We start from the raw sequence: 17,806 nt of genomic DNA on the forward strand, positions 1-17,806 counted from the left end.
TAACGCCTCAAGTACAAATTGGAGGTGCTTAAAACGGTTAGGTTGTATGTTCTAATATTCATTGAATCTTTTTATGGAAAGAGCCTCGGTCCCACTTTATTAGTGGAGACGGAGGCTTTTTTACGTGGATTTTGAGGCTTCGCTGTTTATGCAAACTTTTGGAATGTTCTTTTTTTGTTAGGCGCATCATTTGAAAATCCAAAAAACGTCTTTTTGTTATAAAATATGACATATAGGAGGGATCATGCTGATGAATCAAAGTGTGACTTTACTTTGTGTCGAAAGAGCTAGGAAGAAACTGTACCAGGTCCAGAAAAAGTATGGATTTTTAACACATCCCAAAGTAATAGAACAATCTAAAAAGCTGGATGATCTGTTGAATCAATATCAAACGTGTAGATCGGATCATTGAGAAATGAGAGCATATTTTTCTTTAATTCCTTGACCGCACCTCTAACCTGCTCTGTCTGTGTCACGGCTGAAATCACCGCTACACCATCTGCACCTGCACGTGCGACTTCCTCAACACGGTCCACTGTAATACCTCCGATCCCAACAATCGGCACATCAATTCCCGCTTTACGCATCTCATATAAAATTGCCGGTCCCTGTACGGCATGGGCATCATCTTTCGAGATGGTGGGATAGATGGGCCCAACGCCGAGATAATCAGCACCTTGCAGGATGGCTCGACGTGCTTCCTCAATGGTATGGGCGGAGACGCCTAAAATTCGATTTCCGATACGCTCGCGGACGGAATCGGCGGATTCATCGTCCTGACCGATGTGAACACCGTCGGCGTCGAGTTCAAGAGCCAACTCCACATCGTCATTGATGATGAAGGGGACACCAGCGTGACGGCACAGTTCCTGTAGCTGGCGCGCAAGTTCGAACATAGGAACGCCCGTTAACGCGCCGAGACCCTTTTCCCGGAACTGAACCATAGTTGCCCCGCCAGCCAGAGCCTCCTGCACGACCCAGCCTGGTTCCGCGAGGCAATTCACGCTTCCAAGCACTAGGTATATCTGTAGATGGCGGCGCACCACCTCTGACAATATTCTACCGCTCATAAAAGCATCTCCTGACGACGTCGGTAGGCCCAATGATTGGTTGGGCCGTGTCCCTGTCCCAGAGACAACGTATCCTCAATCGCCGCCTGGATGAAGGCTTTACCATTCGAGATAGCCTCCGGTACAGACATCCCTTTCCCTAATTCCGCGGTAATCGCTGCCGAGAAAGTGCACCCTGTTCCGTGTGTATGGACAGTCCGTACTCGCTTGCCGCTCAGCTCTATAAAGGCGGTTCCGTCAAAAAGCAGGTCAACAATCTGTCCGCTGATCTCGCTCTCGTCAGCGTGGCCACCCTTAATCACAACGAATTTTGGTCCCATACTGCTAATATGTCTCGCAGCCTCGCGGCGATCCTCCATCGTATGGATACTGATCCCTGTCAGGGCTTCCGCCTCCGGGATATTCGGTGTAACGACCAGGGCCAAGGGGAGCAGGTCGTCCTTCAAAGCCTGCACCGCTTCCAGCTGCAGCAGTTCAGCGCCTCCCTTGGCAATCATCACGGGATCGACGACGACCTTTTTCCAGCCGAACTTTCGGATCTGCTCGCTCACAAGACGGATGATGCCGGCATTAAACAGCATGCCAGTCTTCAGGGCATCCACTCCAAGGTCTAATCCTACGGCTTCGATCTGTTCCGCTGTTGCTTCCTCTGGTAGCGGATATACGCCGTGGACCCCTAAGGTATTCTGTACGGTAATGGCCGTAATAGCCGACATGCCGTACACGCCAAGTTCTTGAAAGGTTTTGAGATCAGCTTGAATTCCGGCCCCGCCGCCACTGTCCGAACCAGCAATCGTCAGCGCTCTGGGTACACGAACGTCTGTCATCGCGCACCACCTGCTGCTGTTGTTCCGGCTTCATGGATCGAGACATGCCCTTCTAGTGAACCTGTGTGCAGTTTGGCCAGCTCGTCGAGAAAGGCAATCTGGAAGCTGCCGGGCCCCAGCTCTGCGGTACGTGTTGCGGCTCGAGAAGCTGCTGCACCGTAAAATGCCAAACCTGCTGTACCTGCGAGCAGCAGGTTAGGTTCAACAGCTGCAAAGGCACCTAACACAGAGGTCAGCAGACAGCCTGCTCCGGTTACCTTCGTGAGGAGCGCGTCTCCGCCGCTAATCATTCGTGCTTCGGCCCCATCGGTGATGACGTCCTCTTTTCCAGTAATGACAACCATCGTATTGAGCATTCGAGCAGCCCGAATTGCCAGATCGACATGGCCGCTGTCAGCACTGTCACCGGCATCTACGCCTTTAATGTCACGCGCTTCTCCAACAAGATGTGCGACTTCGGCTGCATTGCCCCGCACCAATGAGATTTTGACTTCACTCAGGATTCGCAGTGCCGATTCAGTTCTAAAGCTCGTTGCTCCCGCACCGACCGGATCTAGCAGCACCGGAACACCGTGTGCATTCGCCGATTGTCCAGCAATGATCATGGCATCCACCAGTTCGCGGTTCAGTGTACCGATGTTTAACACGACGGCGCCTGCTATTTTTGCCATATCTGCTACTTCCTCGGGTGCATAGGCCATCACCGGGGAGGCGCCCAATGCATACAGACCGTTGGCCGTAAAGTTGGTGACTACCACATTGGTCATATTGTGAACGAGGGGTTTGCTGTTTTGTACCTTCGTCAGGAGATCCGAATAACTTTTTTCCCATGTACTCATAATGATTATCCTCTCTATAGTTGGTGGTTCAACAGGGCATTAACCGTACTTCACGCATCGAATCGCCAGGCTGACTATTCCAAGATCGCTGCCTGCATTTGGACCGGCCATTCTTCCTGCTTATAAGCCATATCCCAGAACTTATATTCCAGCTGGCAGCTCAGTATAAAATGCTCAATCATCCGCTCCCGCTCAGCAGCCGTTGCGTCTTCCGCCCAAGCATCTACACGTTCTCGGAACTTGAGTGTTGTATCATCAAGCTGGTCTCCATAGAAGCCAATCCATTCATAGAACGGATGAGACTCATCCGGCTTTACTTCATCCAGCAGCCTGCGGCCAATCTCGGCATACGTCCACATACATGGCAGCAGCACAGCCAAGATCTCGCCCAGGCTACCCTCATGCGCAACCGTCAGCATGTGACGGATATAGTGATGAGCCGACGGAGCGAGCGGATATCCCTGCAACTCTTCATAGGTCACCCCTGCGACAGCACAGAAATTTTGATGCGGATGAACCTCGCTGTGGAGAATAAAAGAGATTTGTTCATTAAATACAGCCATATCCTCCCGATTGGTGCATTTGGAGATTGCGATGCCGTATATCCGCATGTAGGCGTTCAAATATTCAAAGTCCTGTTTTACATAGTGAATCAGCTGTCCCCTTGTCAAACTTCCTTCAGCAATACCTCTCACAAAGGGGTGCTCAAAAATCGCTTGAAAAATGCCGTCCGCCTGCCGACGGAGTTCTTGTGTAAAACTCAATTTCCCCACCTCCATCAAATTGAAGAGCAAGAAGTCCTGTAAGAATATAATTCCGGAACAACGCTAAAAAGCCGCCCCGGAAAAATGGGAGCGGCTTCAACAATAGGCCCAATACGCAAAAAAACGTTTGAAACCTTATATACGAAGGCTCCACTTTCCTACGCTAGTACGAACTAGATCAGGTTCAAAGGGTCCAAGATACGTTCTTGTCTCAGCCATAGCGGCTCCCCTAGTGGACTTCTATTCTTTTGACTATTACTGTACATACGTTCATACGCTATGTCAAACATAGTGTGCAAAATATGAAATTTCCTCTAGTTAGGTGTTTTGGGCTTAGTGAGGGTGATGAATTACATTTTCCACAGCTTTGACCTTGGCATATTCCGGTTTCCACATTGCATCTCGTATAGCTTGTTCCACATCTGAAATGTGCGCCTGAGCTACCTGATCCTGTATCGCGGCTTTTGCAACCGCAATCGCAACAGCGTACGAAACTTCGCGTAATTTTCGGATATGAGGGAGTAGTGCACCGCCAGGCGTATTCGAATCTACACCATTGGCAACAGCAACTGCTGCCGCTGTAAACATCGCAGGGGTAATCCTTTTGGCTTTAACCACAATCGCACCCAGACCCAGTCCCGGAAAAACAAAGGCATTGTTCGCCTGTCCAATCTCAAATTTCGTACCGTTATAGGTGACGGGCTCAAAAGGACTTCCGGTTGCAATCAGTGCTTTGCCATCGGTCCATCGGATCAAATCCTCGGGTACTGCTTCTGCAAGGTTTGTAGGATTGGACATGGGCATAATGATCGGGCGTTCTACATGTTTCGCCATCTCCTTGATGATCTCTTCAGAAAAGGCACCTGCTACACCGGAAGTTCCAATCAATATCGTAGGCTTCACCTGACGGATGACCTCCAGCAGTGGTATTTTGCCGTCACCCGACCGGGTCCATGAACTGACTTCATCCTTATTGCGCACATACGGTTTCTGATACTCTAATACGTCTTCCATATCTTCCATTAACAGCCCGCGATAATCAAAGGCCCAAAAGGACTTGAATGAATCTTCTGCGGAAAGGCCGTCCTCGATCATAGCACCCCGAATTTGATCAGCATTACCGATTCCTGCTGCCCCTGGGCCGAAAACAAGTATTTTTTGTTCAAGCAGCGGAGTCTTGGTGACACCCACCGCCGAAAGAATCGCAGCCAAGGTCACCGCTCCTGTACCTTGTATATCATCGTTGAAGGTGAGTATACTTTGACCGTATTTTCCTATAATATGGCGTGCATTTACGCTACCCACGTCTTCCCAATGTAAAAGCGCCTTTGGGAATTGCGCTAACGTTTTGCTGATAAAAGTATCAATAAACTGGTTATAGGCTTCTCCGCGAACCCGTTTATGGCGGTTTCCGATGTACAGTGGATCATTCAGCAGCTTTTCATTATTTGTACCTACATCCAGTACAATTGGCAGCACCCGCCCGGGATGAATGCCTGCCGCAGCCGTATACACTGCAAGTTTGCCGATAGCAATGTTAATCCCCCCAACGCCCCAGTCACCAATCCCTAAAATACTTTCGGAATCTGTCACGACGATCAGATCCACATCATGGCCGCTCAAACCAGAATTATGGAATGCTTGTCCAATACCGTTCGGGTTATCTATCGACAAATATATGCCTCCAGGGCGGTTGTACTCGTGACTATATTCTTGAATCGCGGTTCCTACGGTCGGCGTGTAGACTACGGGCAGCATTTCACTCAAATGATCGGTTAGCAGCCGGTAGTAGAGTACGACATTTCGGTTGTGAAGGTCGTTGAGAGAAGCATTTTTTCGCAGCATGGTGGGTTGTGCCAGAAACTGCTGATATGCCCGTACGCTCTGTTTCTCCAATGAAAGGACGGTTGGAGGAAGGATTCCTTCCAAACCCAGCTCTTTGCGTTCTTCTTCTGTAAAAGCGACACCTTTGTTCAAAAGGGGATTTGCCAACACATCCTTTCCCCGTAATGGAGTAGATAATGACCCATCGCGATTGACATAAAATGCTTCCATAGAAAGACCTTCCTTCTCTTCATTTTCATAACTATTCATAACGAAAGATGACATGTTGTCCATAGTATGGACGTGCAAATATGTTTTATTCTTGCATTTATCTATGACAAAATAACCATATTTGTTTCTTTCTAATGATATAAAAGAACTAACTTTCAATATAGATTCGCTAACCATTCCTGATGATTTTGGTTCTAATGAATCAGGTCTAAATGCTCTGTTTTTATCAAATATGAAAATTAGTTTTTCTTCTCTTATCTCCATATATATCATGGAGTGTCAGTTATTTTGTTAAGGAAATATGAAGTATTTGGACATTAATTTAACTCCTATAAGCAAACATTCTTAATTCTTTTTCAACAAAATAGAACTATTCGGAGGAAAAGGAGAGGTTTGTGTGCAGGGACCTATAGCCATTTTTAGCGATAACGACAGGGCTATTGATTATCCCAATGTGATTTGTTTTTACCAATATATACAGTGCGAGGACACGGAGGCAGCTTCAGTCTACGAGAACGCATGTTGTTGCCTGATTGATTATAGGGAGCCGGGGCAGGCAGTGCGGAAAGCCAATCAGATCCGTAGCCAATTTCCGCAAATGCCATTGTTACTGGTGACGGATGTAACATTTCCGTTCAGTGATCAGCATATGGTGCAAATCATCGGAGTAGGTCGTTTGCGGCTGCTATTTTGGCAAGCCAATGACAACGAAGAAATGCTTTCGGAAATACAAAGCTTGCTCTATCCCGAGTATTCGACCAAAAGCCAACATATTGCATTTATCTTGTCTGTATATAACGAAGAGCAACGTTTTGTTCATGTCAAAACCTTTGCTGAACGATTGCAGGTCTTTATCCGCAGCCATATTATTGAAGGTTCGATTTATCTCATTGATGATGGCAGCTACGATGGTACGAATGCCTTGATTAAAGCGCTGGAGGCAGCCACGGACTTGTCCGTAAACCGGATTAATCAGAATCTTAGCCCGCTGCTTCAAACAAGGGAATTGGGACGCAATACACGTAAGGCAGGGACGTATCTGGAAGGGATGCGGACCATTGGTGCGGATTACTACGTATTTGTGGACGCAGATGACTCCTTTTTTATTGAGGATATTGCCAGAATGATTAATGTTGTTCAGCAGGGCTATTATGATGTCGTGATCGGAACCAAGGATATGACCGCTGAGAATCGATCTTTATTGCGATCTGTCGTCAGCTTTGGTAAACGGGTCATTTCCCGTCCTTTTTTACCCACAGGTGTGGTGGATTCCCAGACTGGGCTTAAAGTGATGAGTTCGGTTGCAGTGAAGCGAATGTTTCCGCATTTAAAGGAACAGCTCGGACTGGCGTTGGATTTGGAAATGATGTTTATTGCCAAGCGACTCCAGCTTCGTGTGCTGCAATTACCCGTCAAATGTATTGACCGGGATGGCTCGCACATCCATGTCTGGAAGGATTCTATTCGTTTTTTGCGCTCCATCATTGATATTTGGCGACTGGATCGGCGGGTGAGATAACAACGTGAACAACCGATTGCGATCGTTGATGTTTCCTCTCTTTAATGTGCTGCTTAACGGATTTAATTTTTTCTTTCACATTGCAGCGAGCTGGTATCTTACCGGACAAGCTTATGGCCAGGCGAATGCGCTGCTGGCGCTTTTTGCGCTTTTATCCGTTTTGGGTTTATCCATCCAGCTATTAACTGCCAAACTGGTCTCTAAGGGAGACCAAAAGCTTGCGCTACGAAGCTTACCGCTCGGTTCTCTATTACTCAAAGCACCTTTGGTGCTAACCGTGCTTGCCATGATCATTTTACTCATCTTTCATCCGTTACTGTGCTCGCTATTAGGCGTCGAATCCGACCCGCTGTTCATGCTGTATGGCTTGATCGGACTGCATATTCTTGTGAGTTCGTGCCGCGGAGATTTACAGGGCAGGGAACGCATGTTGGCGCTCAATGTGAACTATTACATTGAGGTATTAGGGAAGCTGAGCCTGTTTTTTGTTCTGGCTGCACTGGGGTTAAAGCTGGAAGCCCTACTGTTAGCGAGCTGTGGAGGAATGTTGCTGTCGCTGCTCCACGGCTGGATCGTTTCGGCTCGCGGCTTGTCCCTTTTCACATACGGTAGAGAACATATCCCTTCTGGGCTATGGAAATCATTGAGTCAGGATTTCACCGATAGCCTTATGACGAATTTATTTATTTTGTTTTGTATCTCCATCGACATGTTGTATGTACAGCATTACTTTCCCGAGCAGGCCAGCAGCTATGCCATTGCGCTGAAGTACAGCCAGTTGGTCTATTACGTTTCGTATAGCCTCATTGCTGCCTTTATTCCAAAGATCGGTGCGCAGGGGCATGACCGCCAAGCTTTGGGCAAGTTGATTGCCGTCTATGCCGGATTAATGGCTGTAGCTGCGATCTGTGTATATGTAGGCACGACCTTTGTGTTCCCATCCTCTATTCCCATATTATTCGGAGCCTCTTACCAATCGGCTGACGCCTATATTCCATGGGGTGGCTGGGTGTACTGGCTATTTTCCATCGTGCTGTTTTTTGTACATGTGCACGTATTGGTGGGCAGACGCAAATTTATGTTTAGTCTGATGGCAGGAGCCGCGGCCTTATTAGTAGCCTTTCATATTGCCCACACAGACCCGGTAGATTTTTTGCTATCTGAGTTCATTGTTTACGGAGCTATGGCTCTCTACTTTGTGATAGACGCCTATGTGCATTTGTTTAAAATAAAGATAAAGGGGGATTTACCCCATGAATACCATACATGAACAGGACGGTAAAACCGTAGTTCTATTGCTTTCCTGGCGTGACATTCGTTCACCTAAAAGCGGGGGAGCAGAAATTTTCACCCACGAAATGCTTAAACGTTCACAGCAAGGCCGCTTCCAGTTCATTCATTTTTCACCTCAATTTGAGGGGATGCCTGAGCATGAAGTTATTGACGGTATTACGTATATTCGAAAAGGGAACATATACAGTGTTATTTATTATGCGATGCGCTATTACCGTCGTCATCGAAGGAAGATCGACTATGTGATTAACCAGGCGAATACGCATCAATTCTTTACCCGATTTTGGGTGGAGGCATCCAAGCGGATTTTTTTCATACATCAGCTAACAAGGGAGATATGGTTTGAGAACGCCAAATTCCCGCTAAATCTTATTGGGTTTCATATGGAGCCCTTGATGCTTAAGCTGGCTCGTAAGGATCGGACGCTTACGGTATCTCCGTCTACTAGATACGATCTACTTAAGCTGGGCTTTCACCCGGATCGTGTCCATCTTTTGCCGGAAGGCATTGAGTTTGATCATTGGCCGCGCGAACAATTTTTAACGAAGGAGCCTAATCCGACCTTCATGTATGCTGGGCGCTTCGTCAAATATAAAGGCATTGATCTGGTTGTTGAGGCCTTTGGGCAGCTCAAGGAAAAGTTCCCTCAGGCTATGTTATGGATTGCCGGAAAAACCGATAAAACCTATGTGGCAGAACAATTGTTGCCGATTATGAAACGATATGGATTAACATACGGAGAACCGGATGAACAGGGGCAATCGCAAGCCGATATTACCTTTTACGGATTTGTTTCAGCAGAGCATAAGCTGGAGCTGATGAGTCGTGCCCACGCGCTGGTGTTTCCTTCCTTGCGTGAAGGCTGGGGATTGACGATTACCGAAGCCGCAGCCGTTGGAACGCCCAGCATTGTCAGCAATTCACCGGGGCTGGTGGATGCAACGGATTTCGGAAAAAGCGGGTATCTATGCTTTCACGGCGACATCCGGGGATTATCTGAACAAATGGAAAGAGCAGCGAAGGGCGGCGAAGATTACATGGCCATCCGTGAGCGGGCGTATCAATATGCGTTAAGATTCCATTTTGATCATACGGCTGCTACGTTTGAGCAGTTGATGGAAGATTGGGTAGAGGAGGCAGAACAGAGTGGACAAAGTGGTCATACTCTTCTCCACGTACAACAATGAGCGGACGATAGAGCCTTGTTTGCGAAGCTGTATGGGGCAAAATTACAAGGATCTGCATATTGTAATTGCTGATGATGGCTCCAATGATCGGACCGTCGAGACGATTCGTATGCTGTCGACAGGGAGTTCAGTACCCGTAACGGTACTGGAGCTTCCCCATGGGGAGCGGGGAGTCGCCAGGGTCAGGGCGGTTGAGGAAGCAAAACACTTGGGGGCCGAATACATATTTGTATTGGATTCCGATATGATTTTAGCCGAACATCTGATTCAGCAGAGCATCGACTTTTTTGACGATCATCAGGATATTGGCGCCTTGGTCATTCCGGAGGAGGCGTATTCGGAAGCGGACAATTTTTTTTCCAAAGTGAAAGTTTTTGAGCGAAATGTGATTAACAATGCGGGTGAAACCTTGGGGAAACGCTCCATTGAAGCGGCACGCTTCTGGCGAATGAGCGCTTATGAATCGACGGGCGGGTTTAATGCGGAGCAGATTGCTTTTGAAGAAATACAGCCAACCTTGCGTTATATAGAGTCTGGCGGAGTTATTCGCCGGGCGGTATTTACACGGGTATACCATGATGAAAAACAGGTGTATCTGCACGATGTATTACGTAAAAAAGCCTATTACTTTTCGGTGATGGATCGTACGGTGTCATCTGAAGAGGGCGGATTGCGAAAGGCGCTGGAACGTTGGTACTTCTTCCGTCCGGTGCTGTATACATGGGGGAATTTGAAAAACTATATCCGTCACCCCTTGCTGACGATAGGGATGTTGTGGATGTATGTATGCCTGACTGTGATTGGGGTAGCCGCCGTGTTAAAGGGCGGCACCCGTCACTCAGGCGATCTCGCTAAGGCGGATAAGGCGTAACGATGAATGGCCGAGGGTCAGCGTATCCAGCGTGTACAGGTCGGGATCGGAAGATTCCGACTCCTCATACGGTATATATAATGAATGCGTGGTTAACTGAATACCTTCCCCGTCAGGATGACGTAGTGAGCAGCCGACAGGATACAGCTCAGCGAGTGCAATGTGTACAGCGGTTACGATATCTTGTTCATTCAGTAGCACATAGGGTCGGTACGGAGCGTTCAAAATGCTGTCTATAAATGCTGACAGGTCGGAAGCTACGTTTTGTTCTGCATGCAGGCTATTTCGGTTGAGTTTGGCCTGATCAAGCGCCTCATACAGTATTTTCTTTAGCGTATCATCATCCAGCTCCAGTGGTTTCGTCAAAAAACGGAACACACCGACTTGATTAATCGCCGATAAAATGGACTGCGTATGCAGGTGACCAGACAAAATGATTCGTACGATATGTGGATAATCCTTCTTAATCATGCGAAGGAAGGTAATCCCATCCAGACCAGGCATGAGCAGATCGGAAACGACCACATCGATCGGGTGCTGTTCCAGCACTTGTAAGGCTTCTTTGGGCGTGTGAGCGGTATGTAAGGTAAATGCTTCTTGCGTCAAGGTCCGTTCGAGCAGGGACAGAACCATAGGGCTGTCGTCAACAAATAGAATGTTTTGGGGTGTCATAAGAACTGCGCAACTCCAATCAGGAAGTAAGAAATGAGGAACTACATGTATAATATCAGCGTTTTGGCATTTTTGAAAGATGTCAATACAGAACGGGCGTTGCGTCTTTTTTGTGAACGATTTGATTCGGCTGAACATGCCCTCTGGGAAAAAGGTATGCGTCTCCTTCATCAGTATCATGCTGCACGGCATACAGGAGTGACCCTGGCTGTCTCCAGCGCACTTCAGCATATGGACGATCGTCATGATATTTACGTTGTTGATCTGCGAGAATACGGCGAGGAAGAGCTGGATCGCTTATATATCGCAAAAACATGCGAGTTGATCCTACTGACGGACGGTGCAACGGAAACCGCTGCAAGGTTTGCTGCCCTCCAGCGTCGCACTCCCCGGTTGCTGTGCGCACGGCTACCGCTGGTCAGCTACGAGCTGGAATGCCTGATGCAGGCTATTTTGAGCCGTCTTGAACAAAATGGAGGGGACAGGAAAGCATGAAACAATGGGCTTTGTTGAAACCAGGTTGGCAAAAGCTGATCCTGTACCTGATCGTTCTGGGTGTGACAGTGTTTTTGGCCGCTGTGCTTCAATGGTTTGTCGTGCGACAATTCAGTGTTCACTTGGCGGAGATTCAGAACGAACAGCTCCAGTATGAGGTACAGGAACTTTCTAGCAGCATAACCGAGCGTTATGCCGCATGGCAGGCTGAACTGAAGGAGCTGTCGTCCAGTCTGGGCAGAGATATGCTGAATCAGGGAACACGCCAGTATCCTGAGGGTTTTAAGCGTGAAAGCGGGGCCTTTTATGTGCTGGATGAGCAGTATCATGTGATGGTCGGACGAGACAATCGTGAGATGAAAAGTGTAGTCCAGCAGATTAAATGGCTGCAAAATGGTTGTGCAGTAAGCTCTTTTGTGACAGAGGATCATCAGCCTGCCCAGTATATAGCATGCAGGATTCAAGGGGCGCAGATGGGCGGTTTTATGGTGCGCACGGTTGACGCTGATATGCTCAGCGGGATTATTAAAAGTAAACTGATTAACCAGCATGAGACTTTATTTTATAACGGTCAATTTAAGGTCGTAGCTTCCCGAAGTACTTCGGATATTAACCGAACGGACATCACGGGCGTAACCCGTAGGCTGCTGGAAGGCAATACAGGTATCATCGAAGATGGCGGAGAGAAACACGGAATAGGATTCAGCCGCATTGGGGAAGAGGCTCTTTACATATCGGTTAAGGATGTCAGTGAGGATACAGCTCAGCGAATCAGCTCCTTTCGCAAACAGTTATGGATGGTCATGGTTTTGATATTGTTCATTCTGTGGGCCATGCTCGTACAGTTCCGCAAACGGATTGTAAAGGATGCCATCGTGAACAATCAGGTGCGTGACCAACGGCGAGATGAAGATATGCGACAGCAGCAGGACACCTATTATTTGCCGTTAATGCAGACGATTGAGCAGCAGCTACAAGAGTTGCAGGAGCAGACTAGCCGTCTCACGGGCGGCGACGATTTGAAACTGCTGGGATTTTATCATGATCTAGCAAACCGCTTTGAAGCGGCTTCGAGTCAGGGAAAAGGAGCCTCTCATGAGGAACTGGAGTATTTTCGCGAGTTGAATGAAAATTTCATCCAGGGTCGTCTCAGACAGGAATCCTCACTGGGAGAGTTACTGACGGGAGTTCGTAGCTTGCGCGATGAGCTGGAAGAGAAGATGCATGATAATAGTGGAATTAGCTTTACAGATATGAATGAAGTATTGTCTGAGTCGCTGAAATGGGCGAACCGTTCATTGAACATGAAGAACATTCAAGTGATCTTGCGGCAAGAGCCTGTTCCATCCATTGCAGCACAAGCACCCATGCTGTACAAAACGATTCAGGGGCTGCTGGAAAATGCAGTGCAGGCCATGGGCCAAGGTGGGGAGCAGCCTGAGAATCAGGAAAAGGGCCGAACAGGTCTGCGGTCCAAGCGGCAATCTCAAGTGCTTAAGGTTAGTTCACGGCTGGAAGAAGGAGAAATTATTATTAACATTGAAGACACGGGCGGCGGGATTGATGATAAAATGCGTTGGAGCTATTTCCAGCCAGACTATTCCCAAAACTCACAGGAGCATGCGTTAAGCCTGTATCATATGGATGCATACCTGAAGACCATAGGCGGTCGTTTAAAGCTGCGTAATACCGATCAGGGCTTGCAGGCAATCGTTCGTTTGAGAAGATAGGCCCAAGATAACCGACAGATATACGAGAAGTTCAAGAGAGGGGGACAAGCATGAAAAAATGGATATTTCGCTACCGCTACGATATGGCGGCAATGATGTTGATGCTGATTGCGATTGTTGCATATCTTGCACCCATCTATGGACCAGGGCAAATTGTGTTTAGCGACATTGCTTTTGGAGCCACCTCTCATCGGTATCTGGAGGAAATAACCGGAGTATGGAACGAGCGATGGTCTACCTCGACCTTGTTCAATGCTCCACGTATCCTGTACATCTTGCCCTTCTATGGACTGTCACTCTTATTTGACGAAAGCGGCCCGGTCTTGCTCAAGTCGTTTATTACAGGCTTGTTATTTGTTTCGGCATTTTCGATGTATGCCTTTGCCAAGCGACTGGTCAGTGTGTATTATTCACCAAGCTTTACGAAGACCCGTATTTTTGCCATCATGGTCGGCTCGTTGTTTTATGCGCTGAATCCGTGGGTTATTTTCCGCATTCAGCATATTTATTTGCTCTGTGGATATAGTCTGTTTCCGTTAATGCTGCGATTCTTCTTTAGTGCGGTGGACCCCAAGTTTCAAATTCAACAAATTAAAAATTATCATCCCCACAAGCTTTATCAACGGAACTGGATCGACCTGTTCCTGTTGGCTGCGGTATTCACCGTTAGTGCTGCGGCAATTCATTATTTTTTCTTTGGCATGATTTATTTGGGATTGTTCACCTTGTTGCTACTGATCAAACTAACCTGGACCCACCGAAAGGCTGGTCGCAGCTATTTGCAGCCGTTATACGGCAATTTTTTGCGTAAAGGGATCATTTTTGGCGTCTTTTTTGGTCTGCTCAGTTTTTATTGGTTGTCTCTATATGTCGGTAGCATGTTGATGGACGCTCAAGCGTCTCAGCATAATATCAACGTCGTGGATACCTTATCTCTGTTCAGCCGCAACAGCAGTTTATATAACGTAGGTTATTTACTGAGCTATTGGTGGCCCATGTTTTCCTTGTCCTCACTGCCTAGCATGTTTTATGTAGGAGGGGGATTTTTGTTGCTATTGATCGGGTATGCGATGGTGACACGTTCACATAAAAATCCGATCATTCTGATCTTCTCGCTACTTACGCTGCTGTTTCTGGTTGCAGCTACCGGGACGACGTTCCCATCCATTGCCAAGTGGTTTGTCATTTTGGTTACGAAAACCCCTGTGATTGGTTCGGTTTTCCGTGACCCTAACAAATTTATTGGACTGATTGCCCTTAATTTCGGGGTGTTGCTGACCTTTGGTGTCATTCAATTTATGGAATGGTTCGGATCATCCCCGTTGCAGCGTGTATATAAAAGGCTGGCGGTTGTTATCGTTGTCTTGTGCCTCGGGGTATATTTTGCTCCCTTGCGTACTCAGTTCATAGAGGGGTACTACAAGCCGGTACAAGTGCCGGAGGCTTATAGTCAAATGGCTGAAAAGCTGACTGACCCGGATCGTTTCGATAGCAAGGCATTATACTTTCCGATTGCTGACAATATGATCCAGAGCTATAACGGAGTAGCCACGCCCAAATGGAATAAAGGGAAGACTGCAAACGAAAAGGCAACTGGAGATTTTCAGGTATACTCTTCTCCTAAAAATACGATCTTTCATCATGAGGGGAATGATCCCGGCATTACATACTATATGAATTTTCTGCAGTATGTTATGGACAACGGATTAAGCTCCCGATTAGGCTGGTTGTTCTCTACCTTTGGGGTCAACCAGTTGGTCTACCATGATGAATATGTGGGCCAGGAGAAGCGGCAGGATTTCCACCTGTCTCAGCTGGAAGGTCAGACCGGGCTGAAACGTACGTACCAAAACGGGCTATTTTCCATATTCAATCTCGATCAGACACCGCCCTATATGAACATCCTTGCGAGTAAAATTGTAACACCTTACGGTTTTAGCCGACTGGAGAGCTACAGTCATCTGCCTGGTTTTGATTTTAGCCGCTTTGGAGTGCTGTTCAGTGCGTTAAGGCCTGAGCTAAAAACCATCCAGACGATTAACAAAGGGGATTATGTGGAAGCGGCGTCCTTTAATGACTTGCTGTTGTCACAGCTTCCAGCAGAGGATTACTTACGGCCTTTTGATGCCATTGAGGATGGTAATGCCTTTTTAAAATGGTCCAAAACCTTTGCCTCGACCAACGATTGGTTATGGTATTTATCCTCCCAAAATATACGGAACTTTCCGTTCGATATGGAAATGGATGCAGGGATTGCGGTTACCTTTGCCAGTAAGAAGCTGGATGTGGCCCCGTATCAGATGAGCAGCATCGCTGGGAAGACGGTCGTGGACTTTGATTCCATGTTGCGAACAGAAACCTTCTTCAAGCCGGATAATCCGCAGTTGTTCAGTGTGCAGGCTAATCCCCGTGAGGAATTGAATGATGTGCCCACTCTGCACGGCGAAATTATGAAGGGAGACCCGAGTAATATATGGCAGGTCGCTAGATCGGGTTTGCTGGAAGCCAAGGAAAATAATCCGTATCAGTTCCAAATTACTGTTTCTGGCCGCGGGACGAACAAAATGCATGTAAAAATGAGATTTTACGATAAGCAAATGCGTGAGCTGGGGGTTAGCTATGTTGTGGCGCCCTCGGAGGGATATAATTTTGACAGTGTGAAATTTTACGGGGAATACGTTTCGCCGCCAGGCAGCTATTGGATGCGAATGGATTTGTTAACCTTACAGCGTCCACAGCAAAAAAATTACTGGTGGATTCATGATATCCAGCTGCGTGATTTGGGGCAATACAGCAAGCCTAACACGTTTACGATGCACAAAAAACTGGATCAGCCTCAAACCTCGCATGTATATGCTAGAGTGTTTATGAATAAGGCAGGCGGGAAATTGCAAGTCACACTGCCCGACAAAGTGGTTAATATCAAAACTCAGGATGATGGTTTAAACCAATTCCAATGGGTCGATCTGGGAGTGCATGCCTTTCCCAAAGGAGATACCCCGGTCACGGTTAATAACCTGCAAGGCTTTAATGCGGTCAATCAATTTGCGATTGTGCCTGTGGATCAGCTAGATCAGCTATCTTTTCCCGTGGAGCAGGCATTAAAGCGGGGCAAGCTCTTTTTCACCTTGGAGGCAGAGAACGATTTTAACGCCGAAGGAAATGTGCAGACGGAGCGTGCTTCACCAAGACTTAGTATGGGGCGGGGAATCAGCTATCAGAAGGGGGCGTTAAGCAGGGATGTGGAAGTCGCCAAAACGGGAACCTATGCCACAGCTATTTTGGCTAATCTCCCCGCCGGGTACCAGGGGTCATTAACGATGAAGTGGACGAATGAAGAGACTGGAGAGGTGTTGACCAGAACGATTCATACGGGGGAGTCGTATAAGCGGTTACCCGCTACCTCTTTATCCGAAACACAGGTTATTGAAACGGTGCCCAATCAGGATGGTTTTGCCAAGAAAATCATACAAATTCCCGGTCTGCTGAATGACTATGGTCGAGTGGAATTCAAAAATCTGTTCCTAACCAAGGGAAAGTATCACTTAACCCTTGTGCTGGACAGCCAAGTACCGTCATTAAGTAGTTTTGGAGATATTCATCGAATGGGCGGGCAGGAAGTGACGGTGATGCCTGGGGAGGATACGAAGGAATCATTGAGCACGACGGATGTCGGATGTGTGGCGGATATTCGACCTGGTCAGACGAATATGTCAATCAAGGACAAAGAACTGTCTATTCGTTACGCACCTAGCTATTCCTGTGACTGGAATATTTATGCGTCCAAGAAAATGAAGGTAGAGCCGCTGCAAGAGTATGCCGTGCAGTTGGATGCGCGATCAGAACAAATTGGAAGTCGGCATATGAAGGTCATTTTTTTGAATAAAGCGTCACAGGTTCTCCAAACCTCCTATATTGATGAGGTGGAGGAAAGAGATAAGGAACAATGGAATCATTATGATCAAATTGTGAAGGCTCCGGCAGGAACCGCCATGATGCAGTTTCAGATTTTAGCGCATGCGCACAAGAAGCAGTCAGGCTTATTTCAGATGAAGCAATATTCCATCATCCCTTATCAAGCGATGATCACTGTGGATCAATTTACGTTGTTTGAGGGAACGGATATGGATACCTTTTTTATGGCTCCCCATGCTTCGGAAAGCATTCAGGCTACTCGTGAAAATTCCATGGAACGCAGTTTTACGCTATATAATCCAACGCATCAACAGGTGCTGATCCGGGAGACCGAATCACCCAATCCACTGTGGGAGTTCAGGCTGGGTAGCGAAAATCAGCGAGCCCGTCTGTCCGTCAATGGAGTGACTACCGGATTCATCACCGATGGTAACGGAAACGGGAAGGTCGTCGTTATTCTGGCTTCCGCCTACCGTTTCGGCTGGGTGCTGTTCCTCATAGGGATACTGGGTGGGGCAGCTTGTTTTCTTCCTTATCGGCGGTGGAAGAAGCGAAAACTTCCATAAAAA

The 17,806-nt window shown here is 47.4% G+C and carries 14 protein-coding genes and 1 riboswitch; of the genes, 8 read left to right on the plus strand and 6 right to left on the minus strand.

The annotated features are described in order from the left end of the window. Positions 1–244 precede the first annotated feature (244 nt). Positions 245–412: an aspartyl-phosphate phosphatase Spo0E family protein gene (locus WA407_RS16470; RefSeq protein ID WP_080682975.1), complete on the plus strand. Its 168-nt coding sequence runs from the start codon at positions 245–247 to the stop codon at positions 410–412. Here the strand turns inward: WA407_RS16470 and thiE are convergent. From thiE to WA407_RS16495, 5 genes are all read right to left on the minus strand, one after another. After that, complete coding sequence (gene thiE / locus WA407_RS16475; protein WP_254329151.1) at positions 357–1,070, minus strand: thiamine phosphate synthase; 714 nt, start codon at positions 1,068–1,070, stop codon at positions 357–359. The two genes, WA407_RS16470 and thiE, sit on opposite strands and share 56 nt — an antisense overlap. Next, positions 1,067–1,897, minus strand: coding sequence for a bifunctional hydroxymethylpyrimidine kinase/phosphomethylpyrimidine kinase (gene thiD, locus WA407_RS16480; protein WP_061828849.1), 831 nt, complete (start codon positions 1,895–1,897; stop codon positions 1,067–1,069). The genes thiE and thiD overlap by 4 nt, the downstream gene beginning before the upstream one ends. Next, complete coding sequence (gene thiM / locus WA407_RS16485; RefSeq protein ID WP_336077797.1) at positions 1,894–2,736, minus strand: hydroxyethylthiazole kinase; 843 nt, start codon at positions 2,734–2,736, stop codon at positions 1,894–1,896. The genes thiD and thiM overlap by 4 nt, the downstream gene beginning before the upstream one ends. Before the next feature lie 74 nt (positions 2,737–2,810). Next, positions 2,811–3,500, minus strand: coding sequence for a thiaminase II (gene tenA / locus WA407_RS16490; protein ID WP_254329149.1), 690 nt, complete (start codon positions 3,498–3,500; stop codon positions 2,811–2,813). A gap of 138 nt (positions 3,501–3,638) precedes the next feature. Next, a riboswitch (TPP riboswitch) is annotated at positions 3,639–3,741 on the minus strand. Positions 3,742–3,833: 92 nt separating this feature from the next. Further along, the gene (locus WA407_RS16495) at positions 3,834–5,555 is read right to left on the minus strand and encodes an NAD-dependent malic enzyme (protein WP_336077798.1); all 1,722 of its coding nucleotides are present in this window, start codon (positions 5,553–5,555) and stop codon (positions 3,834–3,836) included. Between the two features lie 397 nt (positions 5,556–5,952). Here WA407_RS16495 and WA407_RS16500 point away from each other — a divergent pair, with 397 nt between their 5' ends. The 4 genes from WA407_RS16500 to WA407_RS16515 are packed head-to-tail and all read left to right on the plus strand — an operon-like array spanning position 5,953 to position 10,425. Further along, a complete protein-coding gene (locus WA407_RS16500; protein ID WP_061828845.1) occupies positions 5,953–7,074 on the plus strand; it encodes a glycosyltransferase in 1,122 nt (373 codons plus the stop codon). A 4-nt stretch (positions 7,075–7,078) separates the two neighbouring features. Next, positions 7,079–8,344 (plus strand): transporter, encoded by a 1,266-nt coding sequence (locus WA407_RS16505; protein ID WP_336077799.1) that lies wholly within the window; start codon positions 7,079–7,081, stop codon positions 8,342–8,344. Beyond that, positions 8,328–9,554, plus strand: a complete 1,227-nt coding sequence (locus WA407_RS16510; RefSeq protein ID WP_336077800.1) for a glycosyltransferase family 4 protein — start codon at positions 8,328–8,330, stop codon at positions 9,552–9,554. Before WA407_RS16505 ends, WA407_RS16510 begins: the two co-directional genes overlap by 17 nt. Further along, positions 9,514–10,425 carry a glycosyltransferase family 2 protein gene (locus tag WA407_RS16515; protein ID WP_336077801.1) on the plus strand — a complete coding sequence of 304 codons (912 nt, stop codon included), beginning with the start codon at positions 9,514–9,516 and terminating at the stop codon, positions 10,423–10,425. Before WA407_RS16510 ends, WA407_RS16515 begins: the two co-directional genes overlap by 41 nt. On the opposite strand, the gene WA407_RS16520 is transcribed toward WA407_RS16515, so the two are convergent. Continuing rightward, the gene (locus WA407_RS16520; protein WP_069290230.1) at positions 10,393–11,097 is read right to left on the minus strand and encodes a response regulator; all 705 of its coding nucleotides are present in this window, start codon (positions 11,095–11,097) and stop codon (positions 10,393–10,395) included. The genes WA407_RS16515 and WA407_RS16520 overlap by 33 nt on opposite strands. 45 nt (positions 11,098–11,142) lie before the next feature. Between WA407_RS16520 and WA407_RS16525 the strand changes: the two genes are divergently transcribed. Genes WA407_RS16525 through WA407_RS16535 form a run of 3 tightly spaced genes read left to right on the plus strand, consistent with a single transcriptional unit; the run spans position 11,143 to position 17,803 of the window. Continuing rightward, positions 11,143–11,592: a hypothetical protein gene (locus WA407_RS16525; RefSeq protein ID WP_235308568.1), complete on the plus strand. Its 450-nt coding sequence runs from the start codon at positions 11,143–11,145 to the stop codon at positions 11,590–11,592. Next, positions 11,589–13,322, plus strand: a complete 1,734-nt coding sequence (locus WA407_RS16530) for an ATP-binding protein (protein WP_336077802.1) — start codon at positions 11,589–11,591, stop codon at positions 13,320–13,322. Before WA407_RS16525 ends, WA407_RS16530 begins: the two co-directional genes overlap by 4 nt. A 50-nt stretch (positions 13,323–13,372) precedes the next feature. Next, the gene (locus WA407_RS16535) at positions 13,373–17,803 is read left to right on the plus strand and encodes a hypothetical protein (RefSeq protein ID WP_336077803.1); all 4,431 of its coding nucleotides are present in this window, start codon (positions 13,373–13,375) and stop codon (positions 17,801–17,803) included. Positions 17,804–17,806: the final 3 nt, after the last annotated feature.

The sequence above is a fragment of the Paenibacillus sp. 203 genome (genome assembly GCF_037027525.1).
Classification (GTDB): Bacteria; Bacillota; Bacilli; order Paenibacillales; family Paenibacillaceae; genus Paenibacillus; species Paenibacillus polymyxa_B.